This is a genomic window from Mariniflexile soesokkakense (genome assembly GCF_039650365.1).
GTDB lineage: Bacteria > Bacteroidota > Bacteroidia > Flavobacteriales > Flavobacteriaceae > Mariniflexile > Mariniflexile soesokkakense.
The window spans coordinates 18,948-42,043 of sequence record NZ_JAZHYP010000003.1 but is presented as its reverse complement, the minus strand read 5'-3'; the positions used below and the strand labels follow the sequence as shown (position 1 = coordinate 42,043).

The 23,096-nt window shown below is 32.6% G+C and carries 22 protein-coding genes; 15 read left to right on the top strand and 7 right to left on the bottom strand.

The annotated features are described in order from the left end of the window. Window positions 1-74 precede the first annotated feature (74 nt). From VP395_RS06975 to tsaB, 10 genes are all read left to right on the top strand, one after another. A complete protein-coding gene (locus tag VP395_RS06975; protein WP_346241059.1) occupies window positions 75-791 on the top strand; it encodes a hypothetical protein in 717 nt (238 codons plus the stop codon). Between the two features lie 50 nt (window positions 792-841). After that, complete coding sequence (locus VP395_RS06970) at window positions 842-1,588, top strand: SCO family protein (protein WP_346241058.1); 747 nt, start codon at window positions 842-844, stop codon at window positions 1,586-1,588. Between the two features lie 135 nt (window positions 1,589-1,723). Then, window positions 1,724-2,260, top strand: coding sequence for a DUF420 domain-containing protein (locus tag VP395_RS06965; RefSeq protein WP_346241057.1), 537 nt, complete (start codon window positions 1,724-1,726; stop codon window positions 2,258-2,260). 31 nt (window positions 2,261-2,291) lie between these two features. Continuing rightward, window positions 2,292-2,510: a hypothetical protein gene (locus VP395_RS06960; protein WP_346241056.1), complete on the top strand. Its 219-nt coding sequence runs from the start codon at window positions 2,292-2,294 to the stop codon at window positions 2,508-2,510. Window positions 2,511-2,599: 89 nt separating this feature from the next. After that, window positions 2,600-3,301 (top strand): ABC transporter ATP-binding protein, encoded by a 702-nt coding sequence (locus VP395_RS06955; protein ID WP_346241055.1) that lies wholly within the window; start codon window positions 2,600-2,602, stop codon window positions 3,299-3,301. After that, window positions 3,294-4,526: an ABC transporter permease gene (locus VP395_RS06950; RefSeq protein WP_346241054.1), complete on the top strand. Its 1,233-nt coding sequence runs from the start codon at window positions 3,294-3,296 to the stop codon at window positions 4,524-4,526. Before VP395_RS06955 ends, VP395_RS06950 begins: the two co-directional genes overlap by 8 nt. Before the next feature lie 2 nt (window positions 4,527-4,528). Then, a complete protein-coding gene (locus tag VP395_RS06945; RefSeq protein ID WP_346241053.1) occupies window positions 4,529-5,773 on the top strand; it encodes an ABC transporter permease in 1,245 nt (414 codons plus the stop codon). A 15-nt stretch (window positions 5,774-5,788) separates the two neighbouring features. Next, the gene (locus VP395_RS06940; protein ID WP_346241052.1) at window positions 5,789-6,916 is read left to right on the top strand and encodes an efflux RND transporter periplasmic adaptor subunit; all 1,128 of its coding nucleotides are present in this window, start codon (window positions 5,789-5,791) and stop codon (window positions 6,914-6,916) included. Further along, entirely contained in the window at window positions 6,885-8,270 is a 1,386-nt protein-coding gene (locus VP395_RS06935; protein ID WP_346241051.1) for a TolC family protein, read from the top strand. The genes VP395_RS06940 and VP395_RS06935 overlap by 32 nt, the downstream gene beginning before the upstream one ends. A gap of 1 nt (window position 8,271) precedes the next feature. Then, window positions 8,272-8,943 carry a tRNA (adenosine(37)-N6)-threonylcarbamoyltransferase complex dimerization subunit type 1 TsaB gene (gene tsaB / locus VP395_RS06930; protein ID WP_346241049.1) on the top strand — a complete coding sequence of 224 codons (672 nt, stop codon included), beginning with the start codon at window positions 8,272-8,274 and terminating at the stop codon, window positions 8,941-8,943. On the opposite strand, the gene VP395_RS06925 is transcribed toward tsaB, so the two are convergent. The 3 genes from VP395_RS06925 to VP395_RS06915 all read right to left on the bottom strand — a co-directional run bounded on the left by VP395_RS06925 (window position 8,940) and on the right by VP395_RS06915 (window position 11,391). Further along, on the bottom strand, window positions 8,940-9,761 hold the full coding sequence (locus VP395_RS06925) for a mechanosensitive ion channel family protein (protein ID WP_346241048.1): 822 nt from the start codon (window positions 9,759-9,761) through the stop codon (window positions 8,940-8,942). The genes tsaB and VP395_RS06925 overlap by 4 nt on opposite strands. 477 nt (window positions 9,762-10,238) lie before the next feature. After that, window positions 10,239-10,439: a dodecin family protein gene (locus tag VP395_RS06920; protein ID WP_346241047.1), complete on the bottom strand. Its 201-nt coding sequence runs from the start codon at window positions 10,437-10,439 to the stop codon at window positions 10,239-10,241. A 49-nt stretch (window positions 10,440-10,488) separates the two neighbouring features. Next, complete coding sequence (locus tag VP395_RS06915; RefSeq protein WP_346241046.1) at window positions 10,489-11,391, bottom strand: NifU family protein; 903 nt, start codon at window positions 11,389-11,391, stop codon at window positions 10,489-10,491. 170 nt (window positions 11,392-11,561) lie between these two features. On the opposite strand from VP395_RS06915, the gene VP395_RS06910 reads away from it, so the two are divergent. Further along, window positions 11,562-12,566 (top strand): PorP/SprF family type IX secretion system membrane protein, encoded by a 1,005-nt coding sequence (locus VP395_RS06910; RefSeq protein WP_379884202.1) that lies wholly within the window; start codon window positions 11,562-11,564, stop codon window positions 12,564-12,566. Between the two features lie 161 nt (window positions 12,567-12,727). Here VP395_RS06910 and VP395_RS06905 read toward each other — a convergent pair whose 3' ends face one another. After that, window positions 12,728-13,885: a vWA domain-containing protein gene (locus VP395_RS06905; protein ID WP_346241043.1), complete on the bottom strand. Its 1,158-nt coding sequence runs from the start codon at window positions 13,883-13,885 to the stop codon at window positions 12,728-12,730. Between the two features lie 301 nt (window positions 13,886-14,186). Here VP395_RS06905 and VP395_RS06900 point away from each other — a divergent pair, with 301 nt between their 5' ends. The 4 genes from VP395_RS06900 (at window position 14,187) to VP395_RS06885 (ending at window position 18,417) form a co-directional block, all read left to right on the top strand. Beyond that, window positions 14,187-16,349, top strand: a complete 2,163-nt coding sequence (locus VP395_RS06900) for a histidine kinase (protein ID WP_346241042.1) — start codon at window positions 14,187-14,189, stop codon at window positions 16,347-16,349. 164 nt (window positions 16,350-16,513) lie between these two features. Then, complete coding sequence (locus VP395_RS06895; protein WP_346241041.1) at window positions 16,514-16,849, top strand: GIY-YIG nuclease family protein; 336 nt, start codon at window positions 16,514-16,516, stop codon at window positions 16,847-16,849. 145 nt (window positions 16,850-16,994) lie between these two features. After that, the gene (locus tag VP395_RS06890) at window positions 16,995-17,729 is read left to right on the top strand and encodes a LytR/AlgR family response regulator transcription factor (RefSeq protein WP_346241039.1); all 735 of its coding nucleotides are present in this window, start codon (window positions 16,995-16,997) and stop codon (window positions 17,727-17,729) included. A gap of 172 nt (window positions 17,730-17,901) precedes the next feature. After that, window positions 17,902-18,417, top strand: a complete 516-nt coding sequence (locus VP395_RS06885) for a gamma carbonic anhydrase family protein (protein ID WP_346241038.1) — start codon at window positions 17,902-17,904, stop codon at window positions 18,415-18,417. A gap of 256 nt (window positions 18,418-18,673) precedes the next feature. Here the strand turns inward: VP395_RS06885 and VP395_RS06880 are convergent, their stop codons facing one another. From VP395_RS06880 to murI, 3 genes are all read right to left on the bottom strand, one after another. Continuing rightward, complete coding sequence (locus VP395_RS06880; protein WP_346241037.1) at window positions 18,674-18,946, bottom strand: hypothetical protein; 273 nt, start codon at window positions 18,944-18,946, stop codon at window positions 18,674-18,676. A 219-nt stretch (window positions 18,947-19,165) separates the two neighbouring features. Then, entirely contained in the window at window positions 19,166-21,790 is a 2,625-nt protein-coding gene (locus tag VP395_RS06875) for an AAA family ATPase (protein WP_346241036.1), read from the bottom strand. Window positions 21,791-22,214: 424 nt separating this feature from the next. Beyond that, entirely contained in the window at window positions 22,215-22,994 is a 780-nt protein-coding gene (gene murI, locus VP395_RS06870; protein ID WP_346241035.1) for a glutamate racemase, read from the bottom strand. Window positions 22,995-23,096 lie beyond the last annotated feature (102 nt).

Below are 23,096 nucleotides of genomic sequence, written 5' to 3'. Positions count from 1 at the left end.
AATAGATATATAAAGGCGGTTTTTAAACCGTCTTTTTTTTATTTTTGCACTTTAATTAAAAAAATAGGTTTTTAATGAACTATAAAAAAGCAGGGCGGTATTTAATTTTAGGAATTTTGTTCTTTCTTCCTGTTACTTTTTTATTGTTTTTATACCCAGCAACGCATAATTACACACCACTTGATATTGTAAACCAGTCGGTTTTAGAAATTAATCAATTTAATTCAAATTCCGAAGAGAATATTGTTTTTGAAGACCATATTACAATCCTTGGGTTTTTAGGATTAAACCCCATAGATAATAGTATTGTAGCCTCTAATTTAAAAGAGTTGATGTACGATAAATTCAAAGGGTTTAAAAAATTTCAAGTTGTTATTTTGATGCCTAAAGGTACAGAGTCTGCAGTTGAAAAATTAAAGGCTGAAATTAGTAGTTACGAAGATTTAAGATTTTGGCACTTTGTTTTTGGTGAACCTAATGCTATTCAAAATGTATTTACAAGTTTAAAAAGCAAAACAGGTTTAACAAGTGATTTATCTACAAATGATGTGTTTATAATAGATAAAGATTTAAACCAAAGAGGCCGATTGGATGATAGAACCGACAATGAAATATCGAAGAAAGCACCAACATATATTTTAAGCTCTTACAATTGCATTGAAGTAGCTGAAATTAAAAATAAGATGAGTGACGATTTACGCATATTATTTACAGAATACAGACAAATAAGAAAAGGTGAATTCGACTCGTCAACAAGAAGAGCAAACGATTTAAATGGTACGTCAAATTAATTATGGTATCAGGTTGAGCGCAGTCCAAACCTTTTAATATATTTAAAAAAATGAGCAAAAAACCTAATTATTCATACATAGGAATAGCCTTCACCATTTTAGTTTTTGGTATCATTTTTATTCCTAAAATTGTAGATAGAATTTCTAACAGTGATGTTACTAGAAATGAAAGCAGAAGTGATTTTGCTAATGATAAAAAGACTAAGCTTTCCGATTTAGCTTTTATAGAAATAAACGGAGCAGCTAAAAAAGTGCCCAACTTTTCTTTTACCAATCAGGAAGGTGAAACGATAAGTAATAAAAATTATGAAGGTAAGGTATATGTAATTGAGTTCTTTTTTACAACCTGCCCAACCATTTGCCCAAGAATGAATGCCAACCTTATTCAAATTCAAAATGCATTTAAAGGTTTTGAAAATTTTGGAGTGGCATCTTTTACAATAAATCCAGATTATGATACACCTGAAGTTCTTAAAGAATATGCAAATCATTATGGTGTAACTAATCCTAATTGGCATTTAATGACGGGCGATAAAGATGCTATTTATAAACTTTCAAACGAAGGTTTCAATCTTTACACCGCTGAAGAGGAAGATGCTGTTGGTGGTTTTGAACACTCTGGTAATTTTGCTTTAATCGATAAAAATGGTTTTATCCGATCTAGAAAAGATGAATTTGGAAACCCAATTATATATTATAAGGGGATTGTTTCAGAATCTGAAAAGGTTGATGATGATGGTACACCCCAAGAAATCACAGCTTTAAAAGAAGATATTGAAAAATTACTTAATGAATAAATTTTGTCATTGCGAGGTACGAAGCAATCTCATAATCAGGCGTTCCAATTCAAAAGATTATTTTCAGTCGTGCCTTTTTAATAATGACGTTTTTTAAATTTTTAACAGTCCCAAAAATCAAATTTAAAATAACCGATGAATAAAAATCAAGAAATTTTAGACGATAAGAAATACAATAAACTAATTGTAGCATTATCAGTAATTATACCAATAGCAGTAGCTGTTTTGTTTGGTGTTAGAATACCTAATGTAGAACCTTTATCATTTTTGCCTCCTATTTATGCCACTATAAACGGTTTAACTGCGGTTATTTTAATAATTGCGTTTATTGCCATTAAAAACAAAAAGATAGTTCTTCATGAAAATTTAATGACAACCGCTATTTGGTGTTCAGCTTTATTTTTATTTATGTATGTAGCCTACCATATGACGAGCGATTCTACAAAATTTGGAGGTGAAGGTGCTATAAAGTATGTGTATTATTTTATTTTATTAACGCATATATTGCTGTCTATTATCGTGATTCCGTTTGTATTAATCACTTATGTTAGAGCAATAACTAATAACATAGAAAAGCATAAAAAAATAGCAAAAATAACATTTCCGTTATGGTTATATGTTGCGGTAACAGGTGTTATTGTTTATGTTATGATTTCACCATATTATGTTTAACGTCTTTGCGAGAAACGAAGCAATCTGTAAAATGAAAACTAAAATCATCTTTCTTCTCTTTTTACTTTTCTTTTATCTAGAAAGTAATGCACAATGTGCTATGTGTCGTGCTGTTTTAGAAAGTGAAGAGGGGCAAACAGCGGCAAAGGGCATTAACGATGGTATTGTTTATTTAATGGCAATACCTTACATCTTAATTGGTGGTATTGGTTTCTTTATCTATAAGAAATACAAGACGTTAAAAAAGTAATAAAAAGTTTTTTATCTATAATATGTAACATTTCTTTGTTTTAGAAGTCTAATTGTTAAGCTGTTTTAGCTTGGTTAATCAATCAAAGAATGTTAGAAATACGTCAATTACACAAATCCTATCCTATAGGAGATTCCAGTTTACATGTATTAAAAGGTATTGATCTTTCTGTTGAAGAAGGAGAAATGGTTGCCATTATGGGGTCTTCGGGCTCTGGAAAATCTACGCTACTTAATATAATTGGCATGTTAGATGAAGCCGATTCTGGCGATTATATATTAGATGGATTGACAATTAAAAACCTAACAGAAAAAAAAGCAGCGGTTTACAGAAACAAATTTTTAGGTTTTATTTTTCAATCGTTCAATCTTATCAATTATAAAAACGCGCTTGAAAATGTAGCTTTGCCTTTATATTATCAGGGCATGAAACGCAAAGAGCGTCAAGAGTTGGCTATGTTTCATTTAGAAAAAGTAGGTTTGGCTAATTGGGCACATCATTTACCTAAAGAACTTTCGGGTGGGCAAAATCAACGTGTTGCCATTGCAAGGGCATTGGCAGCAAATCCTAAATTATTGTTGGCAGATGAGCCTACAGGAGCATTGGATACTTCAACTTCACATGAGATAATGGAATTTATTCAACAATTAAATGACGAAGGGAAAACTATTTTAATAGTAACACACGAAGAAGATATTGCCAATATGTGTAATCGTATTGTGCGTTTAAGAGATGGTGTTATTATGGAAGATAAAAAAGTGAACCAAGTAAGAGCTGCTCAAAATGTTTGATTTAGACCTTTGGCGAGAAATATTCCAAAGTATCAATAAAAACAGAACTCGTAGTTTATTGTCTGGTTTTACGGTAGCTTTTGCTATATTATTATTTACCATTCTTTTTGGCATTGCAAACGGGTTACAAAACACGTTTAAGGAGGCATTTGGTACAGATGCAGTAAATTCTATTGTTATATTCCCAGGAACCACAACAAAAGCTAATAAGGGACTTCAGGCGGGAAGACGTATTCAGTTTAAAAATGAAGAACGTGATTATATAATAAAAGAATTTGGAGATAAAGTGGAATTCATCACTTCAAAAGTAAACTTAATGGTAAATGCCTCTTACCGAGGGAAAGAGAACAGCTACCAACTTAGGGCAGTACACCCAGAATATATGTTTATTGAGAACAACGAAGTAAAAGAAGGAGGACGCTACATAAACCAAAATGATATAGATAACAAAAAGAAGGTTGTAGTTATTGGGAAGGTGGTTGATGAGGATTTGTTTTCAAAAACAAACGCAGTAGGTAAGTATATTAATCTTAGTGGTATTTCATATCAAATTGTTGGAGTTTTTACAGATGAAGAGGGGTATAATGAAGAGAACGTAATATATGTACCACTTTCTACTGCTCAACAAGTATATGGAAAACACGAAGATATTGACTTTTTGCATCTTACATATAACCCCGAAATGGATTCGGATGCGGCATTATTATTTGGGAATGAGCTAACAAAAATATTGAAGGAGCGTTTTTCGGTAGCTAATAGTGATCAAAGAGCAATTCGAGTTCAAAATATGGCTCAAGGAACAAAACAGGTCGATATCATGACCTCCGGTTTAACTGTTATAATTTTGGTAATTGGTTTTGGAACGCTTATAGCAGGAATTGTTGGTGTGAGTAATATTATGATTTTTATAGTAAAGGAACGTACAAAAGAAATCGGAATCCGAAAAGCTTTGGGTGCTACACCTAAATCGATAGTTTCTATTATTTTAATTGAATCAATACTCATAACCGCTATTGCTGGATATGTTGGTTTGTTGTTGGGAGTTGGGGTGTTGGAACTTGTTGCTCCTAGTTTAGAAACCTATTTCATTAAAGATCCAGGCGTAAGCAATGGTTTGGTAATTGGAGCAACTATTACTCTTATAAGCGCTGGCGCCATTGCCGGTTATTTACCAGCGGTAAAAGCTTCAAAAATAAAACCTATAGTGGCACTTAGAAACGATTAACAATGTTTAGATTTTTAATAGATAGCGATACATGGCAAGAGGTTTTTGATAGCTTTAGTAAAAATAAACTAAGGTCTATCTTAACCATGGTAGGTGTTTGGTGGGGTATTTTGTTGCTAATTGGATTGCTGGGTTCTGCGCGTGGATTAGAAAACGCATTTAATCGTTTGTTTGGTGATTTCGCAACCAACAGTATATTCGTAATGGGGAATACTACCAGTATGCCTTTTAAAGGGTTTCAAGAAGGTAAACGAGTACAATTAACATTAACAGATATTCAAAAGGTGGAAGATAATGTTGAAGGTATTGAATTTGTGGTACCTAGAAACATGAATCAGAGCCAAGTGGTCAGGAAATTTCTTTCAGGAAGATTCAATATTATGGGAGATTATCCTATACTTGATAAAGTTCAAAAAAAGAAATTAATACATGGAAGATTCATCAATCAAAATGATATTCAAGGCAAAAAGAAAGTAGCTGTAATCTCCGAAGATATTTATAAACAACTTTTTGAAAAGGATGAAGTTGCTATAGGGGAGTACATTCAAATAAACGCTATAAACTATATTATTATTGGAGTTTATGATGCAAGTAATGTTAAATTCGGACCTAGTGAAGATGTCCATATTCCATTTTCTACTTTCCAACAAGTCTATAATAAAGGAGAGAAAATCGGGTTTCTAATGATTACCGGAAAACCAGAATACGATATTAGGCAAATTGAGGAAGATTCAAAACTCTTGCTTAAAAACCTAAATAATGTACACCCAGAAGATAAACAGGCTTTTCGCAGTTTTAATTTGGGCAAAGAGTTTGCTAAACTTACAGGTTTTTTAACGGGTATGCAGTTTTTAACTTGGTTTGTTGGCATTGCAACCCTAATTGCCGGAGTATTTGCAATCGGTAATATTTTATTAATTGCTGTAAAAGAACGCACCAAAGAAATAGGTGTGCGTCGTGCTTTAGGTGCCACCCCTTTTGAAATAAAACGTCAAATTGTTGTAGAGGCCGTTTTTTTAACCTTGGTAGCAGGCGTATTTGGAATTATAACTGGAGGATGGATTTTAATTGCTTTAGATTATTTTTTTGGACAAGGTGATGAAGCAGCTTTAGTTAACGCGTCAGTATCAATTGGCGTTGTTTTTATTTCGCTAATAATATTGGTGATTTTAGGCACATTAATAGGATTAATACCTGCATTTAAAGCAACAAGTATAAAACCAATTCAAGCATTGAGAGAAGAATAAACAATCAAGATAAAAATGAGCAAAACAGTAAAAATCAGTTTAGTATTAGTAGTTATTATACTATTAGCATTCGTATTAAAGTACTTTAAAGATGCCAACTCAAAAGCTATTGAAGATTTTAAAGTTGAAGAACCTTTTTATACCTCTATTAACACAAAAGCGGTTGCAACAGGAAAATTAAACCCCGAAGAGCAAATTGAATTAAAGCCTCAAATTTCTGGTATTGTAGATGAAATTCTTGTTGAAGAAGGCGATGTTGTTAAAAAAGGCGATTTAATTGCAAAAATTAGGGTGGTGCCAAATGAACAAAGCTTGGTAAGTGCCAGTAGCAGAATTTCTTCTACAAAATTATCTTACGATAATGCCAAAGTATTATACGAAAGAAACAAATCACTTTTTGAAAAAGGTGTTATTTCAAAACAAGATTTCGAAAACAGCGAATTGTCATTTAATCAAGCTAAAGAAACACTAAACCAAGCTCAAAACGATTATCAAATTATAAAGCGAGGATCTATTTCTGGGGGAAGTTCGGCAAACACTAGTATTATTGCACAAATTGCAGGGACCATTTTAGAAATCCCAATACGTGAAGGCGACCAAGTTATTCAAAGTAACAATTTTAATGCAGGAACAACCATTGCCATTATTGCCGATATGAGCAACATGATCTTTGAAGGTAAAGTTGATGAGGCCGAAGTAGGTAAGTTAAAAGAGGGCAAAAAGATAAAAGTTATTTTAGGTGCCATAAACGAAAAGGAATTTCCGGCGATACTTACTTTTGTAGCACCACGAGGTGTTGAAGAAAATGGAGCGGTGCAATTCACCGTTAAAGCTAATGTAACCATTGATAATACAGCCAATATTCGAGCGGGCTATAGTGCTAATGCCGAAATTGATATAGAAAGTAAAGACAGTGTTTTAGCCATAAGAGAAGCCTTACTTCAATATAATAGAATAACCGAAAAACCTTTTGTTGAATTACAAGAAAGCGAAGGTAAGTACAAAAAACAAGATGTGACTTTAGGTTTGTCTGACGGAATTAATGTTGAAATAACCGAAGGTGTAAAGAAAGGCGATAAAATAAAAGTGTGGAATAAAGCTTCGGAAGACAATGAAGACGAAGATGAACAAAGAGGAAGATAAGATGATGGACTTTAAAATATTTAAAATGAAGAACAACTTAGTTGCAGTGGCTCTTTTGTTGTGTATATCGTCATTTTCACAAAATAAAAAGTGGAGCTTACAAGAATGTGTAGACTACGCCCTCGAAAATAATATTACGGTAAAGCAAAGTGAAAACGTATTGCTTACCAACGAGCAAAACATTATAGCTGCAAAAGGGAGTTTTTTACCAGGGGTTAGTGCTAGTGCTGGCCATAATATAGGAATTGGTACGCAGCGAATTGATATTGGTAATACTCAAGTAATTGTAGATAGAACTTCTAATAGTACAAGTTTTGGAGTTGGTGCAAATCAAACCATATTTAATGGATTTAGATTAACAAATCTGTATAAACAATCGAAATTAAATTTAGAAACCAGCCAATTAGAGTTGGATAGAATTAAAGACGATGTTTCCTTAAATGTGGTTAATGCGTATCTAAACGTGTTGTTTAATAAAGAAAATCTAGCAACAGCAAACGCACAATTTGATTTTAGCGATAAACAATTACAGCAAGTTAAAAGTTTGGTTGATGCGGGCGTACAACCCAGAGCCAATATTTATGATGCAGAAGCAACGCTTAGTGCCGATGCGCAAAGAGTAACTTTAGCCGAAAACAATGTAACTTTAGCTTTGTTAACCCTATCACAATTGTTACAAGTGCCTTTTGATGGATTTGATGTGGAAGTTATTAATATTGAAAGTCCATCAGAAACATTGCTATATAATAATGTTGCTCCTATTTTAAATTTTGCTTTAGAAAATAGAATCGAGATTAAAATTGCAGAAAAAAATATTGAAAATGCACAATTAAATACTGAAATTTCAAAAAGCGGCTTTCTGCCAAGTGTATCGTTAGGATATGGTTTTAATACCAACGCTTTTTATACAAATTTAACTCAAAATGAAGGGGCTTTTTTGGAACAGTTAAATAATCAAAAATCGCAAAGTTTCAATTTGAATGTAAACATTCCAATTTTTTCTAGATTCCAAAATAAAACAGCGGTAACTAAATCTAAAATTCAAGAAGAAAATAGCAAACTTAATTTAGAGCAAGCAAAACTAAATTTAGAATCGAATATTCAACGTGCGTTTACAGATGCTAAATCTGCATTTAAGGCTTTTGAAGCAGCAAAAAAATCGTTAGCAGCTCAAGAATTGTCGTTTGAAAATTCAAAAGAACGCTTTAATATTGGTGTTATGACGTCTTTTGAATTGGACCAAGCCCGTGTGCGTTTAATAAATGCGCAAGCATCTTTAATAAATGCGAAGTATGATTTTGTTTTTAAGACAAAAGTTTTAGACTTTTACATGGGAAAATCTTTAACTAATTAACGTGTCATTAATTTTAAACATAGAAACAGCAACAACCAATTGTTCAGTATCCATTTCAAAAGAGGGTAAACCAATTGTCTTAAAGGAAGATAACAGTAAGAACTATTCGCATGCAGAAAGCTTACATGTATTTATAGATGCTGTTTTAAAAGAAACAGGCATGACGTCAAAAGATTTAGATGCGGTTGCTATTAGTAAAGGGCCAGGGTCTTATACAGGTTTGCGTATAGGGGTTTCTGCGGCTAAAGGACTTTGTTTTGCTTTAGATAAACCTTTAATTTCTGTACCTACTTTAGAAGCTTTAGCGCATCAGGTTATTTGTTCCGAAGGTGCTATTGTAGCGATGTTAGATGCCAGACGCTTGGAAGTCTATGCTGCTATTTTTAATTCAAATCATCAAGAAATAAGAGGCACCGAAGCACAGGTTTTAGATGAAAACGCTTTTGCGGAATACCTAAAGAAAGGTAAAGTGTATTTTGTAGGCAATGGTGTTGAAAAAACGAAAGCTCTAATTAATCACCCCAATGCTGTATTTATTGAAGGTAAACTACCTTCGGCAAATCAGATGAGTGTATTGGCTTTTAATAAGTACAAAAAAAGCGACTTTGAAGATGTCGCTTATTTTGAGCCTTATTATTTAAAAGATTTTGTGGCTTTAAAGCCTAAATCTTAAGCTTTCTTTTGTATTTCAACTTGATGTGGGTAAGGGATTTCTATTCCAGCAGCCTCTAAACGGGCTTTGCCTTCTTCTAAAACTAACCAGCGTAAATTCCAAAAATCTTCATTATTCGACCAATAACGTAAACTTAAGTTAACAGAGCTGTCTCCTAATTCAGACACGAATATCATTGGTTTTTTTCCTTCTAATTGAAGTGCTTCTTTTTGTTCGTTTACTAAATTGAGTAACACGTCCTTTGCAACTTTAATGTCACTATCGTAGCCTATTCCAAAAATCAAATTTTCTCTTCTTGTTCCTTCTTCGCTAAAATTAATAATATTGTCGTTTGATAATTTTCCGTTTGGAATAACCGCTATTTGGTTTTCAGAAGTGGCTAATTTTGTATTGAAGATACTAATCTCTTTTACTGTCCCTTCTATTCCTTGTCCTTTAATAAAATCACCCACTTTAAATGGTTTGATTATTAAAATAAGGACACCGCCAGCAAAATTTGCTAAAGAGCCTTGAAGCGCTAAACCAACAGCTAAACCTAAAGCAGCTAAAATGGCTGCAAAAGATGTGGTTTCTACACCAACGGTACCTAAAACAACTATAATTAAAACTATTTTTAAAGCCCAATTAATTAGGTTTAACAAAAACTTTTGAAGGCTTTCATCATAACGTCCTTTAGTCATGACTTTTTTGGTGCTTTTTAATAGTTTTTTAATAACCCAAGAACCTATAATCCATATTATTATAGCTCCAAGAATTTTAAGTCCATATTCTAAAGCTAATTCAAGCCATTTTTCTGCGTCGATGTTTTCTAAATTCATAATCATTTTAAATTTTAATATACAAAACTAAAGCTATTATAAGCTTTTAACTATTTCTTAAAGTGAAAGAATAGTTAAAATTCTATAAAGGCAACTTAATAATGCCAGAATAGCAGGAGTTTATTGAATATAAAAAAATTATATTCTTAGTAGGGTAAGCGCCGTAAATACTGATAAAAATCACAGAAGTTAAAAAGGAAGGTGGCGTTTTTAATATAAGGGAATATAAGTTCAGCCACAATAAAAACCATTGTATAAACCTTGGTTAACGGCAAGCACTTTGGTTTCTTCGGTAAGTGCTTTAGATTTTAATACCTTTTGGGGTAGTCTATAGAAACATTTTTAGGATTAAAAAAAGAAGTATTCTAGCACTATAAAGGCTATTAAACTGGTTGATAAAAGTGCCATGGTTTTTATTAAAAGCTGCATATTAAAAAAGCGTTCTGTTATTAGAACGCTTATATAGTATTTTAATAGTTAATTCACTTCAAAGGTGATTTTTAGGTTTACCCTAAATTCGGTTATTTCACCATTTGAGACACTTGCGCTTTGGTCTTGCACATATACGGATCGAATATTCTTAACACTTTTAGAAGCGTGTTTAATAGCTTTTCTGGCAGCATCTTCCCAGCTTTTATCAGAGTTGGCTAAAATTTCAATGACTTTTAATACAGACATAATTTTAAAAATTTAAGTTTTTCACTTAAATTTAATAAAATTAATGTAATTAACCGTTTATAGCTTCAACTGTTTCAACTTTGCCTTTTAGCATTTCCTTCAACATATTTTCAATACCACTTTTTAGTGTGTAAGTTGAAGAGGGGCAACCGCTACAAGCACCTTGCAACATCACACTAACATTTTTAGTGTTGGCATCATACGAAATAAACTGAATATTTCCTCCGTCGCTAGCCACGGCAGGTTTTACGTATTCTTCCAGAATGTTGATGATTTCTTTAGAAGTATCATCTAAAGATTCATAATGTGAATCTAATTGAGTGGTCGATTTTTTTAAAGTTTCAGCGGCATTAGGTAATACCACATCTTTCCCGTTTTCAATATAGCTTCTAATAAACTCGCGAAGTTCGATAGTAATGTCTTGCCATTCAGCCATGTCGAATTTAGTGATAGAGACGTAGTTTTCGTCAATAAAAACACTTTTTACAAAGGGAAAATGAAATAACTCGGTAGCTAGTGGCGATAATTTTGCTTCATCTATAGAAGTGAATTCAAAAAGGGCTGTTACTATTTTTTTATTGGCAACAAACTTCATCACCGAAGGGTTTGGAGTGCTTTCGGCATAAACCGTAACAGGTACTTTTTTTGCTTGGGCAGTTTCTTCAATCACAATGCCACCATCGTTTAAGTAGGTTTCAATTTGTTCAGCTACTTCATCTTGAACATCACTCCACTCTACTATACTATAGCGTTCTACAGCGATAAAATTTCCAGAGATATATACCTTTTTTACAAAGGGTAGGTAAAATAATTGTTGCGCTAAAGGCGATGCTTTAGCTTCATCTATATTGTTAAATTCAAAACTTTGATGTTTAGTGATAAACTCATTAAGTTCGAATTTAATTATGTTGTTATTTGATGTTTCTTGCACAGAAACCTTGAAAGTATTCATTTCAGCTAATTTTTTACAAAAATACTAAAAGAAAACTTTAGATATCCATATATTTGAGTTTTGTTGCCTTTTTTTATGGATGAAAAGACGTGGTTAATGCTATGTCTTTTTTGTGTAATTTTTTAATAATTAAGGTGTTTGTATACTTGCAAATCAACTTGAGTGAACTTATGAAGCTAAAGAATATTTTCATGGTAGCAGTTAGCGTTTTATGCGCTCATATTGCAAATTCGCAAGAAGGGTTGCCTATATATACCGATTACTTAACCGATAATTATTATTTAATACATCCCTCTATGGCGGGAATTGCTAACTGCTCGAAAGTTAGGTTAACGGCACGCCAACAATGGTTTGGACATGAAGATGCACCAAAGCTTTTAACGCTTAGTATGAATGGTAGAATTGGTGAGTCTCAGTCGGCTATTGGAGGTATTTTGTACACTGATAAGAATGGATACCATTCACAATCGGGCGCCTATGCAACCTATGCGCATCACATTATGTTTTCTAGAACTGAAACCGATTTAAATATGCTCTCTTTTGGGTTGAGCGCTGGATTTATTCAGTATAAATTAGATGAAACAACTTTTTTGTTTGATGGTCCAGACCCTATAATTGATGGCATTGTACAGAACGAGACTAACTTCAATATAGACTTAGGTTTTTCATATCATTTTCTTGATTTTTATGCACACGGTACCGTAAAAAATGTTTTGAAAAATGCAGGGGTTAATAATGACATTGAGATAACAAGTAATTTACGACGCTATTTATTTTCTATTGGAAATGTGTTTAGTAAATATGGAAGTGAATGGAGTTACGAACCCTCTTTAATGTTTCAGTATAAAGACGGCACTCAAGAAGCATCTTTAGATATTAATGCCAAAGCATACAAACAAATGGAGTTTGGTAAAATTTGGGGAGGCTTGTCGTACAGAACAAGTTTAGATGGTGCCGAATATCAAACAAGTTCTGGGGCTGTGGCCAGCCAAAAATTACAACAAATCACACCAATTTTAGGGGTTAACTATAACGAATTTATGTTTGCGTATACCTATACGTATCAGTCTAATTCGGTTGTGTTTGCCAATGGTGGTTTTCATCAATTAACCTTAGGATATAATTTTAATTGCAGACGAGAAGCTTATGATTGTAAGTGTCCTGCTGTGAATTAGACGTGATGGATTTAGTTAAGAATTCGTCAAACTGAACTTGTTTATTCATTTATATTTATTTTTTATTGGTATTCATGAATCTTTGATTTCGGTTTTTCATTATAATTGAAAAACCTCATCCTGTGATTCTGAAATAAATTCAGAATGACGCCTCAATATAATTAGTTCCAAGTATATTTCTTCTTCTTAGCTTGTTCTTTAATAGCATTGGTCATGGCGTTTTCCAATCCATTTTTAGCATCCGTTTTTTGTTCCGAAATATGGACTTTGCGTTTCGCATTTAGTTCTTGAATTTTATTTTGAATTTGTTCACGCTCCTTCCTTTTTTCTGAAATATATCTTTTGATTTCAGTAGCCGATTTTCCTTTTAATTCTTCTGGTAAGGCATCATCTTTTAAAGTTTCAACCGAAATTTCTTTTAATTCAACAGCGTCCACCAAATCCCAGGTTTCATTTTTATATAAATGCGAACTTTTGCTCACGGTTCTACTTACGGCATTGGCTTTACTATAACCTTGTGCATTGGTGTCTTGTTGTGCTTGTAGTTCCATTTTTTGTTTACCTATTTTACCATAAATAACATAGGTTTTATTTAATTTTTGATTTAGAATCAGAATCTCATCATCATAAGGCGAAACGATATGAATCGTTGTTTTGTTTTGATTAATTGCCATATAATCGCCATTTGTTAAAACAGCACCATCTTTCCATGATGTTGATATACCTTGGTTATAATCACCACAAAAAATGGTATTTATGGTAACGCCTTTTTCTTTAGCATTAACCGAAACATCTTTATAATTTACCTTTCCTTGAGTAAATGGTTCGTTGCCTGCAATAAAAACAAGTTTTAAATCATCTGGGTTTTTACCCCAGTTTAGTTGGTTTAAAGAGGTTTGAATTACTTGTCCGCAGTATTCCTCACCACCATTAGTGGTTAAAGAAAACAGTTCTTTTGATATTTCATCTAAATCATTACTGAAGGCTAAAACTTGACGGATGTAACCTTCGGCACTATTCAGTCTATCATTACCATATTCGTATAGCGCAATTTCTAAATTTGGTTTATTGGTACCACATTTTGCATAGGATAGTTCGTTTACAATATCCCAAAGTTGTGCTTTTGCTTGGTCTATTAAACCATCCATACTATTACTTGTGTCTAGTAAAAGAGCCACTTTAATATATTGCTTGGTGGGTTCGTGCTTTACAGTTTCTACTTGAGCATATTCAACAGGTTTTTTTTTGTTATTGGCATTGCAAGCTGTTAACCCAATTAACGCGATGCTTAATACGAGTGTTTTAAAATGTGTTTTCATATGTAGATATTTATTGTTTTTTTAAAGTCATATGGTATCGCTTTTTATTGATTGTTGTTTGTAGCAAACAGCTTGTTAATGGCGATTTCATGATTTTATTGTTTTTTGATTCATACCGTAAATCTAAAAACAACATAGTTCTTAAAAAACCAATAACGAGTAAAGGCTTGTGTTGAATGAGTAACAGCAACGGGTAATTGCGTAAACATATCATTTTGGTATCAAATCATCCCTGTTTTGTAAAGTCTTCATTTTATTTTATCAAGTAAAGTGCGTAAGTTTATCTATTATTACATGATAGATGCGATTAGTAGTTAAACAAATATGGTTTTTATGCATGCTGCTTTGCACAACATGTTTGTTGGGGCAAGTGAGTGATCGTTCACCCAAGTTTACCGTTAGAGGTTCGGTGGTTGAGAGTAAAACTAATAACCCCATTCCTAATGTGAATATTGAAGTGAATGGAGGTTCTTATACCACAACCGATTTGGGTGGAAACTTTAGAATTGAAGCAAAAAAAGGAGACGAGCTTACTATAAAGCACAAAGATTTTGAAACCGTTTACTACATTATTAAAAGTAATGAACGTATTAAAGTGGAAGTGCAGCCCAGTATAGAAGATATTCAATACTCTAAAAAGAAGTACTCAAGAACCAATCCTGAATTGTTTAAATCGCTTATAGATTCAGCTGAAGCGCATTTAAAAAAGGATGCTAAAAAGAGTATTCAGTTTATTGAAAAAGCGTTGGGGTCTAGTAATTCTGCTAAAGAAAACAGCGAAGCTTATGAGGTTTTAGGCGATATTTATTTGCATTGGAAACAGTATGATTTAGCAGTTTCAAACTACCGAATCAGCCTTCAAAGTATCAGTACAAACATAGTTAAGTTAAAACTGGCTTCTGCCTATAAGCTAAACAAGAACTATCAAGAAAGTCTTCAAACTTATAATGGTATTAACAAAAAGGAATTATCTAATTGGCAATTGGTAGAATTGTATGAAGGAGTTGGTGATGTGAATCTGTTAACAAAATCGTATCAATCGTCCATTAATGCGTATAATGAAGGATTAAAAGTAGCTCAAAAACATTTAATTTCTCCAAAGGTAACTGATTTAAATTCTAAAATAGCCCAGGTTTATAACGTTAAAGGTGAAACTCAAAAAGCCGAAGGATTTTTTAATGAATCCTTAAAACTTGCCAACAATCAAAATAAGCAACGTGCCGTTGAAGAAAAAATTAAAGTAGCCGATTTTAAAAATGAGACAAACAATTTTTCAAGCGAGATTCAACTAAGAAAAGAAGCCTTAAAGCAAATAAAAGACATACAAAAAGACTCTGTTTTCAATAATGAAAGTGCATTAACACCACAAAAACAAAATTATAAAATAGGGAATGCGTATGCTTTACAAAGAGATTATGTGAATGCTATTCCATATTTACAGAAAAGTATAGAAGAAGCTGGGACCAAAGAAGATTTAATCGTTCAAAAGGATGCCACTAGAAAACTTTCCGAAGTGTATAGAGAAGCTGGGGAATTTGATAAAGCACTTATGGCTTACCAAAGTTATGTAGATTTGGTAGATAAATTATATTCAAAAAAAGAACAGGAAATATCGCAAGCTGCGCGGTTTAGTAAAGATATTGTTGCAAAACAAAACAGGATTTTAAGTTTAGAAAGTGATAGAGAACTATCTGAAAGCAAATACGAGCTTAATTTAGAACAAGCCAAACGCCAAAAGGTTATTATTTACTCATTAATAACGGGTGTTATATTGTTGTTGATTGCAGGTTTTTTAATGTTTAAGTACATCAAACAACAAAGGTTGGCAAATAATTTATTGGCGTTAAAAAGTTTGCGTAGTCAAATGAATCCTCATTTTATTTTTAATGCGTTAAACTCGGTAAACAGTTTTATTGCTTCCAATGATGAACGTACTGCCAATAAATATTTAACCGATTTTTCATTGCTTATGCGTGCCGTTTTAGAAAATAGTGAAGAAGATTTTATTCCTTTGGAAAAAGAAATTGAGCTTTTAGAACTTTACACCAAACTGGAACATTTTAGGTTTCAAGATAAGTTTGATTATAAAATTACTATTGACGAAAATATTAATATCAACGATTTCGTAATTCCACCCATGTTGTTACAACCTTATATTGAAAATGCTGTTTGGCATGGTTTACGCTATAAAAAAGTAAAGGGGAAATTAGATATTGCTATTTCGCAAATTAACCTTGATGAAATAAAAATTATAATAGCCGATGATGGTATTGGACGCCAAAAATCGAAAGCTTTAAAAACCGAAAATCAGAAAAAACAAAACTCAAAAGGCATGGGCAATATTAAAAAGCGTGTCGCTATTCTAAACGCCATGTATAAAGATAAAGTGGATGTGTTTATTGATGATTTTCAAGATGAAGAAGACACAGGAACAAAAGTGGTAGTAACGCTTAAAAAAGATTAATCCTCCCTAACCCTCCAAAGGAGGGAACTATTACTCTTCTATAATTTTGATAGTAGGAGTAAACAATGAATTATAAAAATAAGAAATTAAAAGATAAAGCGAATAAAAAAACTATAATGTCACGCTGAGCTTGTCGAAGCGCTAACCATTAATCAAACTTTAAAATGAAATTCTATTTTGTATATATTGTTTTATGTTCAGACAATACCTATTATACAGGGATGACTAATGATTTGGAAAGAAGATTAATACAGCACCAATCAGGTTATAAAAAAGATGGATACACTTTTTCACGTAGACCTATTGAACTTAAATGGTATTTACAATGCACAAATCCTATCGAAGCAATAAACATTGAGAAGCAAATAAAGGGATGGTCGCACAAAAAGAAAGAAGCTTTAATTAATGACAAATGGGAAGATTTGGTTGAGTTTTCAAAGAACTATACCGAATATGGTTATCCAGATAATAGACAAGAGTCCTCGACAAGCTCGGACTGACATCTAGTTTATTAATTGGCATTTATACTAGCATTAAATTTTTAAAACATAATTATACAATTAAAATACAAAGACAAATGAAAAACGAAATGTCACGCTGAGCTTGTCGAAGCGCAAATAATAATAAATAATAAAAACATTTTAGATGAAACTAACCTCCATCATAGTAGAAGACGAAGAAACAAGCAGAGAAATTCTTAAAAATTATCTCAAAAAATACTGCCCAAATGTGTCTGTTATTGGAGAAGCTTCCAATGTTGAAGAAGCTTTGGTGTTAATCCGAAATAACGATTTAGACTTGGTGTTTTTAGACGTAGAAATGCCGTATGGAAATGCTTTCGATTTACTTGATAAGGTTGGCGATATTAATTTCGAAACCATCTTTGTAACCGCTTATAATCATTACGCTATTGATGCTTTAAATGCACACGCATCATATTATTTAATGAAACCCATCTCCATAGATGAGCTTATTAAAGCAGTCGATTATGTTACTGAATTAAAAACCAAAGAAGACGCGCTTCAAAACCAAGTGCTTGTTCCAAAAACCAATACTGTAAATGGAAAAATAACCATTCCGCAATTAGATGGTTTCGAAGTCATCAATACAGCAGATATTTTATTCTGTAAGGCCGATGATAATTACACCGAAATTCATCTAAACACCAACAAGAAAAAAACAGTAAGCAAAACCTTAAAATATTTTGAAGATATTTTGATTGATAGTAGCTTTGCTAGAGTACACAAATCGTATTTAGTAAACGTAAACGAAGTGGTAAAATACGTAAAAGGCAAGGGCGGAAGCGTGGTGCTAAGTAACGGAAAAGAAATTATGGTTTCAGCTTCCAAAAAATCCGAGCTATTATCGTATTTTCAATAAATTCTCGCATAGGCGGGAATCTCATTGATAGAAATCTAAAACTCATCATGAATACGCGAATGATTTTCTTAAATATTTGTGCATTCGTGGCAAAAAATCAAAATATAATATTAACCCCAAAAGGATATCTCAAGACCCTTTCAAGAGATTCCTTTTTTCAAAGGAATTAAATATGCCAATAATAAAACCAGTAAACGGAAAATCACCACAATTACCAGACGATTGCTATATAGCCGAAAACGCCACCATAGTTGGTGATGTTGTAGCAGGCACCCAATGCAGTATCTGGTTTAACGCCGTTATTCGTGGCGACGTAAATTACATAAAAATGGGTAACAAGGTAAACGTGCAAGATGGCGCCGTTATACACGCTACATACTTAACAGCACCAACCAATATAGGCAACAACGTATCCATTGGGCATAACGCCATCGTACACGGTTGCACCATTCACGACAACGTTTTGGTAGGCATGGGAAGCATCATTATGGATAATTGCGTAGTAGAAAGCAACAGCATCATAGCCGCAGGCGCCGTAGTAACCCAAAACACCAGAGTAGAATCCGGTAGCATTTACGCTGGTGTTCCGGCAGTAAAAATAAAAGACATAAGCCAAGAGTTAATTTCAGGACAAATAGACCGCATCGCCAATAATTATATAAAATACTCCAGCTGGTTTAAAGAATAAATAAATTCCTTTAAAAAAAGGAATCTTTTAAACATTTGGGCGTTTCCACAAGGGGTCGGGCTATACGTTGCAATCTTTTTAAAACGTCATTGCGAGGACGAAGGACGAAGCAATCTGTCCAATTTAAGTTCTCACCTAATTTGTCTGTGTCAAAGTTTTAAAAAGGATTTCCACTACTATCCCTAACGCAGAGGCAGGTTCGAATGGAATTTATTCTTTTTTATTTGTTATATATGCATGTTGGCAGTAGTTTTTATTAATTTATATACCAATTTAATTCTCCATCAATTTCGGAACATAAGCCGATTCCGGCTTTTCCTGAGTCATCATATTCCATATGGTATTCAATAGTCAAATTATTAGTTTTTACAATTGAATTTATTTCATCAAAAGATTCGGTCAATTTAGAAAATGATTCTTTTAAGTCTAGTAATTCCTTCATAACAGAATCTTTAGTTATATTTCCAAAATGGATTATGTTAGTCCATCCTGTCACTAAAAGCTTATTAGAATTTATCTTAATCGACATTTTACCCAAGTTTAATGGGACACCATCAGGAATTCTCAAAATTCTTTCTTTTAACTGATTCTTATTCATTCTTTAATTGCAGCCAACGGATGGCGGTATGAAATCGTTGGGGATTGCGGGCTACTTTCCTGTCCAGTTACACCGAACTTGATGCGTGGCAGAATGTTTAAATAACCACCTAAACCCCAATGTTTTATGCTTCGTGTTATGCTTTGTTATTTATTGTCGTTTTCTTTTTCGCATTTCACTCAAATAATCTTCTAAAATCTTTAAATCAGCCTCTATTTCATCTGAGTCAGGGGCTGATTCAATTAAGGTGCCTGAAGAATCGTGACCAGTCATGTACGTTGAACATTTCTTCATATTCTCTTCAATAAGATTATAGTCACCATCTGTCAAATCAGTTAGAACTTTAATTCTTAATGTTTGAATTTCTCTTCCGAATCTTTGCACAACTTTGTTTAGTAATATTTCCTCAACAAACCTTTCCCAAGTTTCTCTCAACCTACCATAAAATGGTTTTGTTCTTTCTTTATAAATTTCTTCAGTTTCGTTTTTTTCTATTGATTTTAACTTAACTAAATCGTTTTTTAAAATGCCAATACGTTTTTTTACGGGAAGTGCATCCCAAGGTGGATTTGTAGCAATTATACCAGTTTCAATTTTTTTTCTAGTAAGACTTTTTACTTCTAATGGACAATTTAATTTTTCTGAATTTTCCTCAATCATTAAAAGAAAAGTAATGTCATGAGTAAATACAATCACTTGCCTTTCCAAAGCTTCTTCGGCAATACGTTTCGATATTTTATTTCTCCATTTATGGTCAAGAGATGAAACGGGGTCATCAAATATTATAGAGCTTTTATGCTCCGATATTGATAGTTCAGATAAAAAAGTTGCTAATGAAATACATCTATGTTCTCCTTCACTAAGAATATCTTTTAAGGCAATTCCGTTTGCATTTTCTTCATCAAGACGCAAATAGTGATATTGTTTCCCTCTTTGCCCCTTGGTTTCAGCTTCAATTTTGATGTTTTTAAAACCGAGTTTATTTAGCTCGTCTTTGAAATTACGTTTGAGGTTTTGATTTATATATTTAGTTGTCAAATCATTACTTAGCGTTGTGATAGTTCTAGTATTACACTTACCAATACATTGATTCAATAGGTTAATTTTCTTTTGTCTATAAATTTCGCGACCTAATTTAGGTTTATAATCAAAAATCTTTTTTTCTCCTTTTAGCTGATTTAATTCTTTGATTAGAGGTTTTAAATCTTCATCAATGGATTGAACTCTCAATTTTTCATTTGTTTCATTCAATGTTTTGATGAGTTCCTGAATCAAAGTTTTAGGCGTATTATCAATCTCAATTGAGTTAATAATGTCAACAGATTTCTTTGAATTGAATAGTCCTATTAAGTAATCTTTCTGTTTTGAAAGTGTTTCTAAGTATTCAACTTGTTTTTCAGAGTACTTCTCTATCAACTCATCAAGTTCATTTGATATTGGTTGTTGCTCGTCGAAATTGAACTTAAGCCTATTCAAATTCTCAATAACCAATTCATATTTTTCAAGTGCTTCATCATAAGATTTCTGAATGTCATTTTTTACAAATTCTTCAAATTTAGAAAACCTTTCTTTTGCTTCATCACCTAAGTTTTGAAGACATAGAGGACAATTACTATCATTAGCAACTTTAGGAAAACTCTCAGTCTTAGCGCTTTCATTGTAAAATTTTCTAGCACTTTCCCATAGTAGTTTCCATGAACTATTTCCAACTCCTTCGATTGGTAAATCTGAAAAAGCTTTAGTTGAAGATTCCTCAAGTGCTTCTTTAGTTGAAGAATAATTATTTAATGTTTGCTTTAAGCTTATTAAAGCTTGTCCTGTTAAGCTGTTTTCTAAAGATTGAAATTTGTTTTTTAAAATTTCAAATCGTTTTATTTTTTCTTCATTCGTCTTTAAACTTGTTTTTGGGTCAGTTGCTTTTAGTTTATCAATTTCTTTGGACAGAGTTTCAATTCTTGAATTTTTCGTAATATTCCAGTCAGACTCAGCTCTTAATTCATTTAGTGTTGAATTTGAACTTAAACTATTTAGAAATACTTTTGCTGTTGTATCATCAGAAACTTCCAATAGTTCATAATCGAATTTTTTCAAAGAAGGGGCTGACAAATCAAGATTTAATAGTGCTTCAATTTTTTTAACCGCCTCAGCTAATTTCTCGACAATTGATAAACCTTGTGGGATAAACGCAATTTCATCTTCTCCCTCTATATAATGATTTGCACTATAGGTGTCAAACACATCAATTTTTTTTAGAGTATTATCATTTATCGTTTCATTGATAAGATTGACAATTGAAAAATTTGTTCCATCAATAGTGTATTCTATATCAGCCTTTTTATCATTCCCGAAACAAGTTGGGTCAAATAAATTATCATTTATTCTTGGTTTTTGACCTCTAGTGTTACAAGAGTGTTTTAATATGCTTACATAACTGGATTTACCAGAACCATTATCTCCATAAACTACAGTAAGCCCGCTTGGTGCAAATTCTAATTCACTTGTTTTAGATAGTGCATTTATATTGTCGATATTAGTAATTTTAGAGAGTCTTATATTATCATTACTAGTTGAGTTATCGGCAAAACCTCTCAAATCTTCGAAATCAACTTCATTAAAATCAAAGTCCGACAATTCGTAATCAACTTTACATATTTCTTTCAGTTCAGAAATGTCATTACCTGTTAACTCATTGTTTCGGATTAAGCGGTCAATTGCAACTTGCCAGAAAGCAGGTTTGTTTTCTACCCAATCTATTATGTCATTAAGTATAGGCATTTGTTTAATTGCTAGGTTTGTTTATAATAAAGCATAACTCGTTATATATTAACATTTATTACTCATATCCCGTAAATAAATCAGGATATGGTAAGTTTCTTGTTATCCCGTAAATATAAATTTTATTTCTGTAAAAAAATACATCAAACTTTAATATAGTAATACTACTAAAAATTAACTTGGTTTATGGTAAGCTGCGTTAGGGATTACTCATGCATATTATTTTTAAATCAATGAAATCGTGAATGCTACGCATTTGAAATGCAAATCCTTTTTAAAACTTGGCAGTAAAAATTTAGGTTAGAAACTAAAAAATTGGCAGATTGCTTCGTCGTTCCTCCTCGCAATGACGTGTTTTAAAAAGATTGTAATGGATAGCCCGACCCGATAGGGGAACGCCCAATAACAACTGTTTTAGGGTCAATTAAAAATCCAGATATTCAACCTCAAATTCATTATTTAAAATCGAAGCCAAAACTTCGGTTTTTCCGTTTGTAAAAAATTTGCACTTTCCTTTTGCTAGGCTCGTGTTCAATAAATCGTTTTTTTCTAAAACAACTTTGGTTTGTCGTGCTACAGCTTCCCCTGAATCTATAATTTTAACGTTATTGGGAAGGAGTTCTACTAATAAAGGCATTAAATACGGGTAATGCGTACAACCCAATACTAAATAGTCAATATTGGCATCTATCATAGGTTTTAAATAAACTTTCAATAAGTTTCTCATGGCTTCAGAGTGCAATTGTCCACTTTCAATAAGTTCTACAATACCTTCACCAATGCGTTCAATAACTTTAATATTGCTAGCAAACAAATCGGTCGTTTTATGGAACAGCTCACTAGATAGCGTTCCTTTGGTAGCTAAAATACCTACAGTCTTGGTTTGGGTGTTAAGCGCTGCCGGTTTTATAGCAGGTTCAATACCAATAATAGGAATATCATAAATTTCCCTGAGTATGTAAATGGCGTTAGTAGTAGCTGTGTTGCAAGCCACCACTATAATTTTACAACCTTGGTTAATGAGGTGCTCAACATTCTTAATACTTAGGTTTATTATGGTTTCTTTAGTTTTTAAACCATAAGGTGCATTGGCACTATCGGCTAAATACAAGGTGTTTTCGTTTGGTAAAAGCATATTGATTTCTTTCCAAATAGAAGTGCCACCAACACCAGAATCGAAAATGCCAATAGGTTGTTTGCTCATAGGTTAAATGCTGATTTTTTGTAACATTGGACGTTGTCGAGATGTTTTTATAAACTTAAAATCATCAAGTTCTCGACTGCGCTCGAACGGACATGTAACAAA

What these genes read in the sequence shown, in the direction of transcription:
- VP395_RS06900 (WP_346241042.1), top strand. Translation starts at nt 14,187, where the DNA reads ATGCGATTAGTAGTTAAACAAATATGGTTTTTATGCATGCTGCTTTGC.
- murI (WP_346241035.1), bottom strand. Translation starts at nt 22,994, where the DNA reads ATGAGCAAACAACCTATTGGCATTTTCGATTCTGGTGTTGGTGGCACT.
- VP395_RS06960 (WP_346241056.1), top strand. Translation starts at nt 2,292, where the DNA reads ATGAAAACTAAAATCATCTTTCTTCTCTTTTTACTTTTCTTTTATCTA.
- VP395_RS06945 (WP_346241053.1), top strand. Translation starts at nt 4,529, where the DNA reads ATGTTTAGATTTTTAATAGATAGCGATACATGGCAAGAGGTTTTTGAT.
- VP395_RS06975 (WP_346241059.1), top strand. Translation starts at nt 75, where the DNA reads ATGAACTATAAAAAAGCAGGGCGGTATTTAATTTTAGGAATTTTGTTC.
- VP395_RS06885 (WP_346241038.1), top strand. Translation starts at nt 17,902, where the DNA reads ATGCCAATAATAAAACCAGTAAACGGAAAATCACCACAATTACCAGAC.
- VP395_RS06910 (WP_379884202.1), top strand. Translation starts at nt 11,562, where the DNA reads ATGAAGCTAAAGAATATTTTCATGGTAGCAGTTAGCGTTTTATGCGCT.
- VP395_RS06905 (WP_346241043.1), bottom strand. Translation starts at nt 13,885, where the DNA reads ATGAAAACACATTTTAAAACACTCGTATTAAGCATCGCGTTAATTGGG.
- VP395_RS06890 (WP_346241039.1), top strand. Translation starts at nt 16,995, where the DNA reads ATGAAACTAACCTCCATCATAGTAGAAGACGAAGAAACAAGCAGAGAA.
- VP395_RS06970 (WP_346241058.1), top strand. Translation starts at nt 842, where the DNA reads ATGAGCAAAAAACCTAATTATTCATACATAGGAATAGCCTTCACCATT.
- VP395_RS06920 (WP_346241047.1), bottom strand. Translation starts at nt 10,439, where the DNA reads ATGTCTGTATTAAAAGTCATTGAAATTTTAGCCAACTCTGATAAAAGC.
- VP395_RS06955 (WP_346241055.1), top strand. Translation starts at nt 2,600, where the DNA reads ATGTTAGAAATACGTCAATTACACAAATCCTATCCTATAGGAGATTCC.
- VP395_RS06950 (WP_346241054.1), top strand. Translation starts at nt 3,294, where the DNA reads ATGTTTGATTTAGACCTTTGGCGAGAAATATTCCAAAGTATCAATAAA.
- VP395_RS06965 (WP_346241057.1), top strand. Translation starts at nt 1,724, where the DNA reads ATGAATAAAAATCAAGAAATTTTAGACGATAAGAAATACAATAAACTA.
- VP395_RS06940 (WP_346241052.1), top strand. Translation starts at nt 5,789, where the DNA reads ATGAGCAAAACAGTAAAAATCAGTTTAGTATTAGTAGTTATTATACTA.
- VP395_RS06875 (WP_346241036.1), bottom strand. Translation starts at nt 21,790, where the DNA reads ATGCCTATACTTAATGACATAATAGATTGGGTAGAAAACAAACCTGCT.
- VP395_RS06925 (WP_346241048.1), bottom strand. Translation starts at nt 9,761, where the DNA reads ATGAATTTAGAAAACATCGACGCAGAAAAATGGCTTGAATTAGCTTTA.
- VP395_RS06935 (WP_346241051.1), top strand. Translation starts at nt 6,885, where the DNA reads ATGAAGACGAAGATGAACAAAGAGGAAGATAAGATGATGGACTTTAAA.
- VP395_RS06880 (WP_346241037.1), bottom strand. Translation starts at nt 18,946, where the DNA reads ATGTCGATTAAGATAAATTCTAATAAGCTTTTAGTGACAGGATGGACT.
- VP395_RS06915 (WP_346241046.1), bottom strand. Translation starts at nt 11,391, where the DNA reads ATGAATACTTTCAAGGTTTCTGTGCAAGAAACATCAAATAACAACATA.
- VP395_RS06895 (WP_346241041.1), top strand. Translation starts at nt 16,514, where the DNA reads ATGAAATTCTATTTTGTATATATTGTTTTATGTTCAGACAATACCTAT.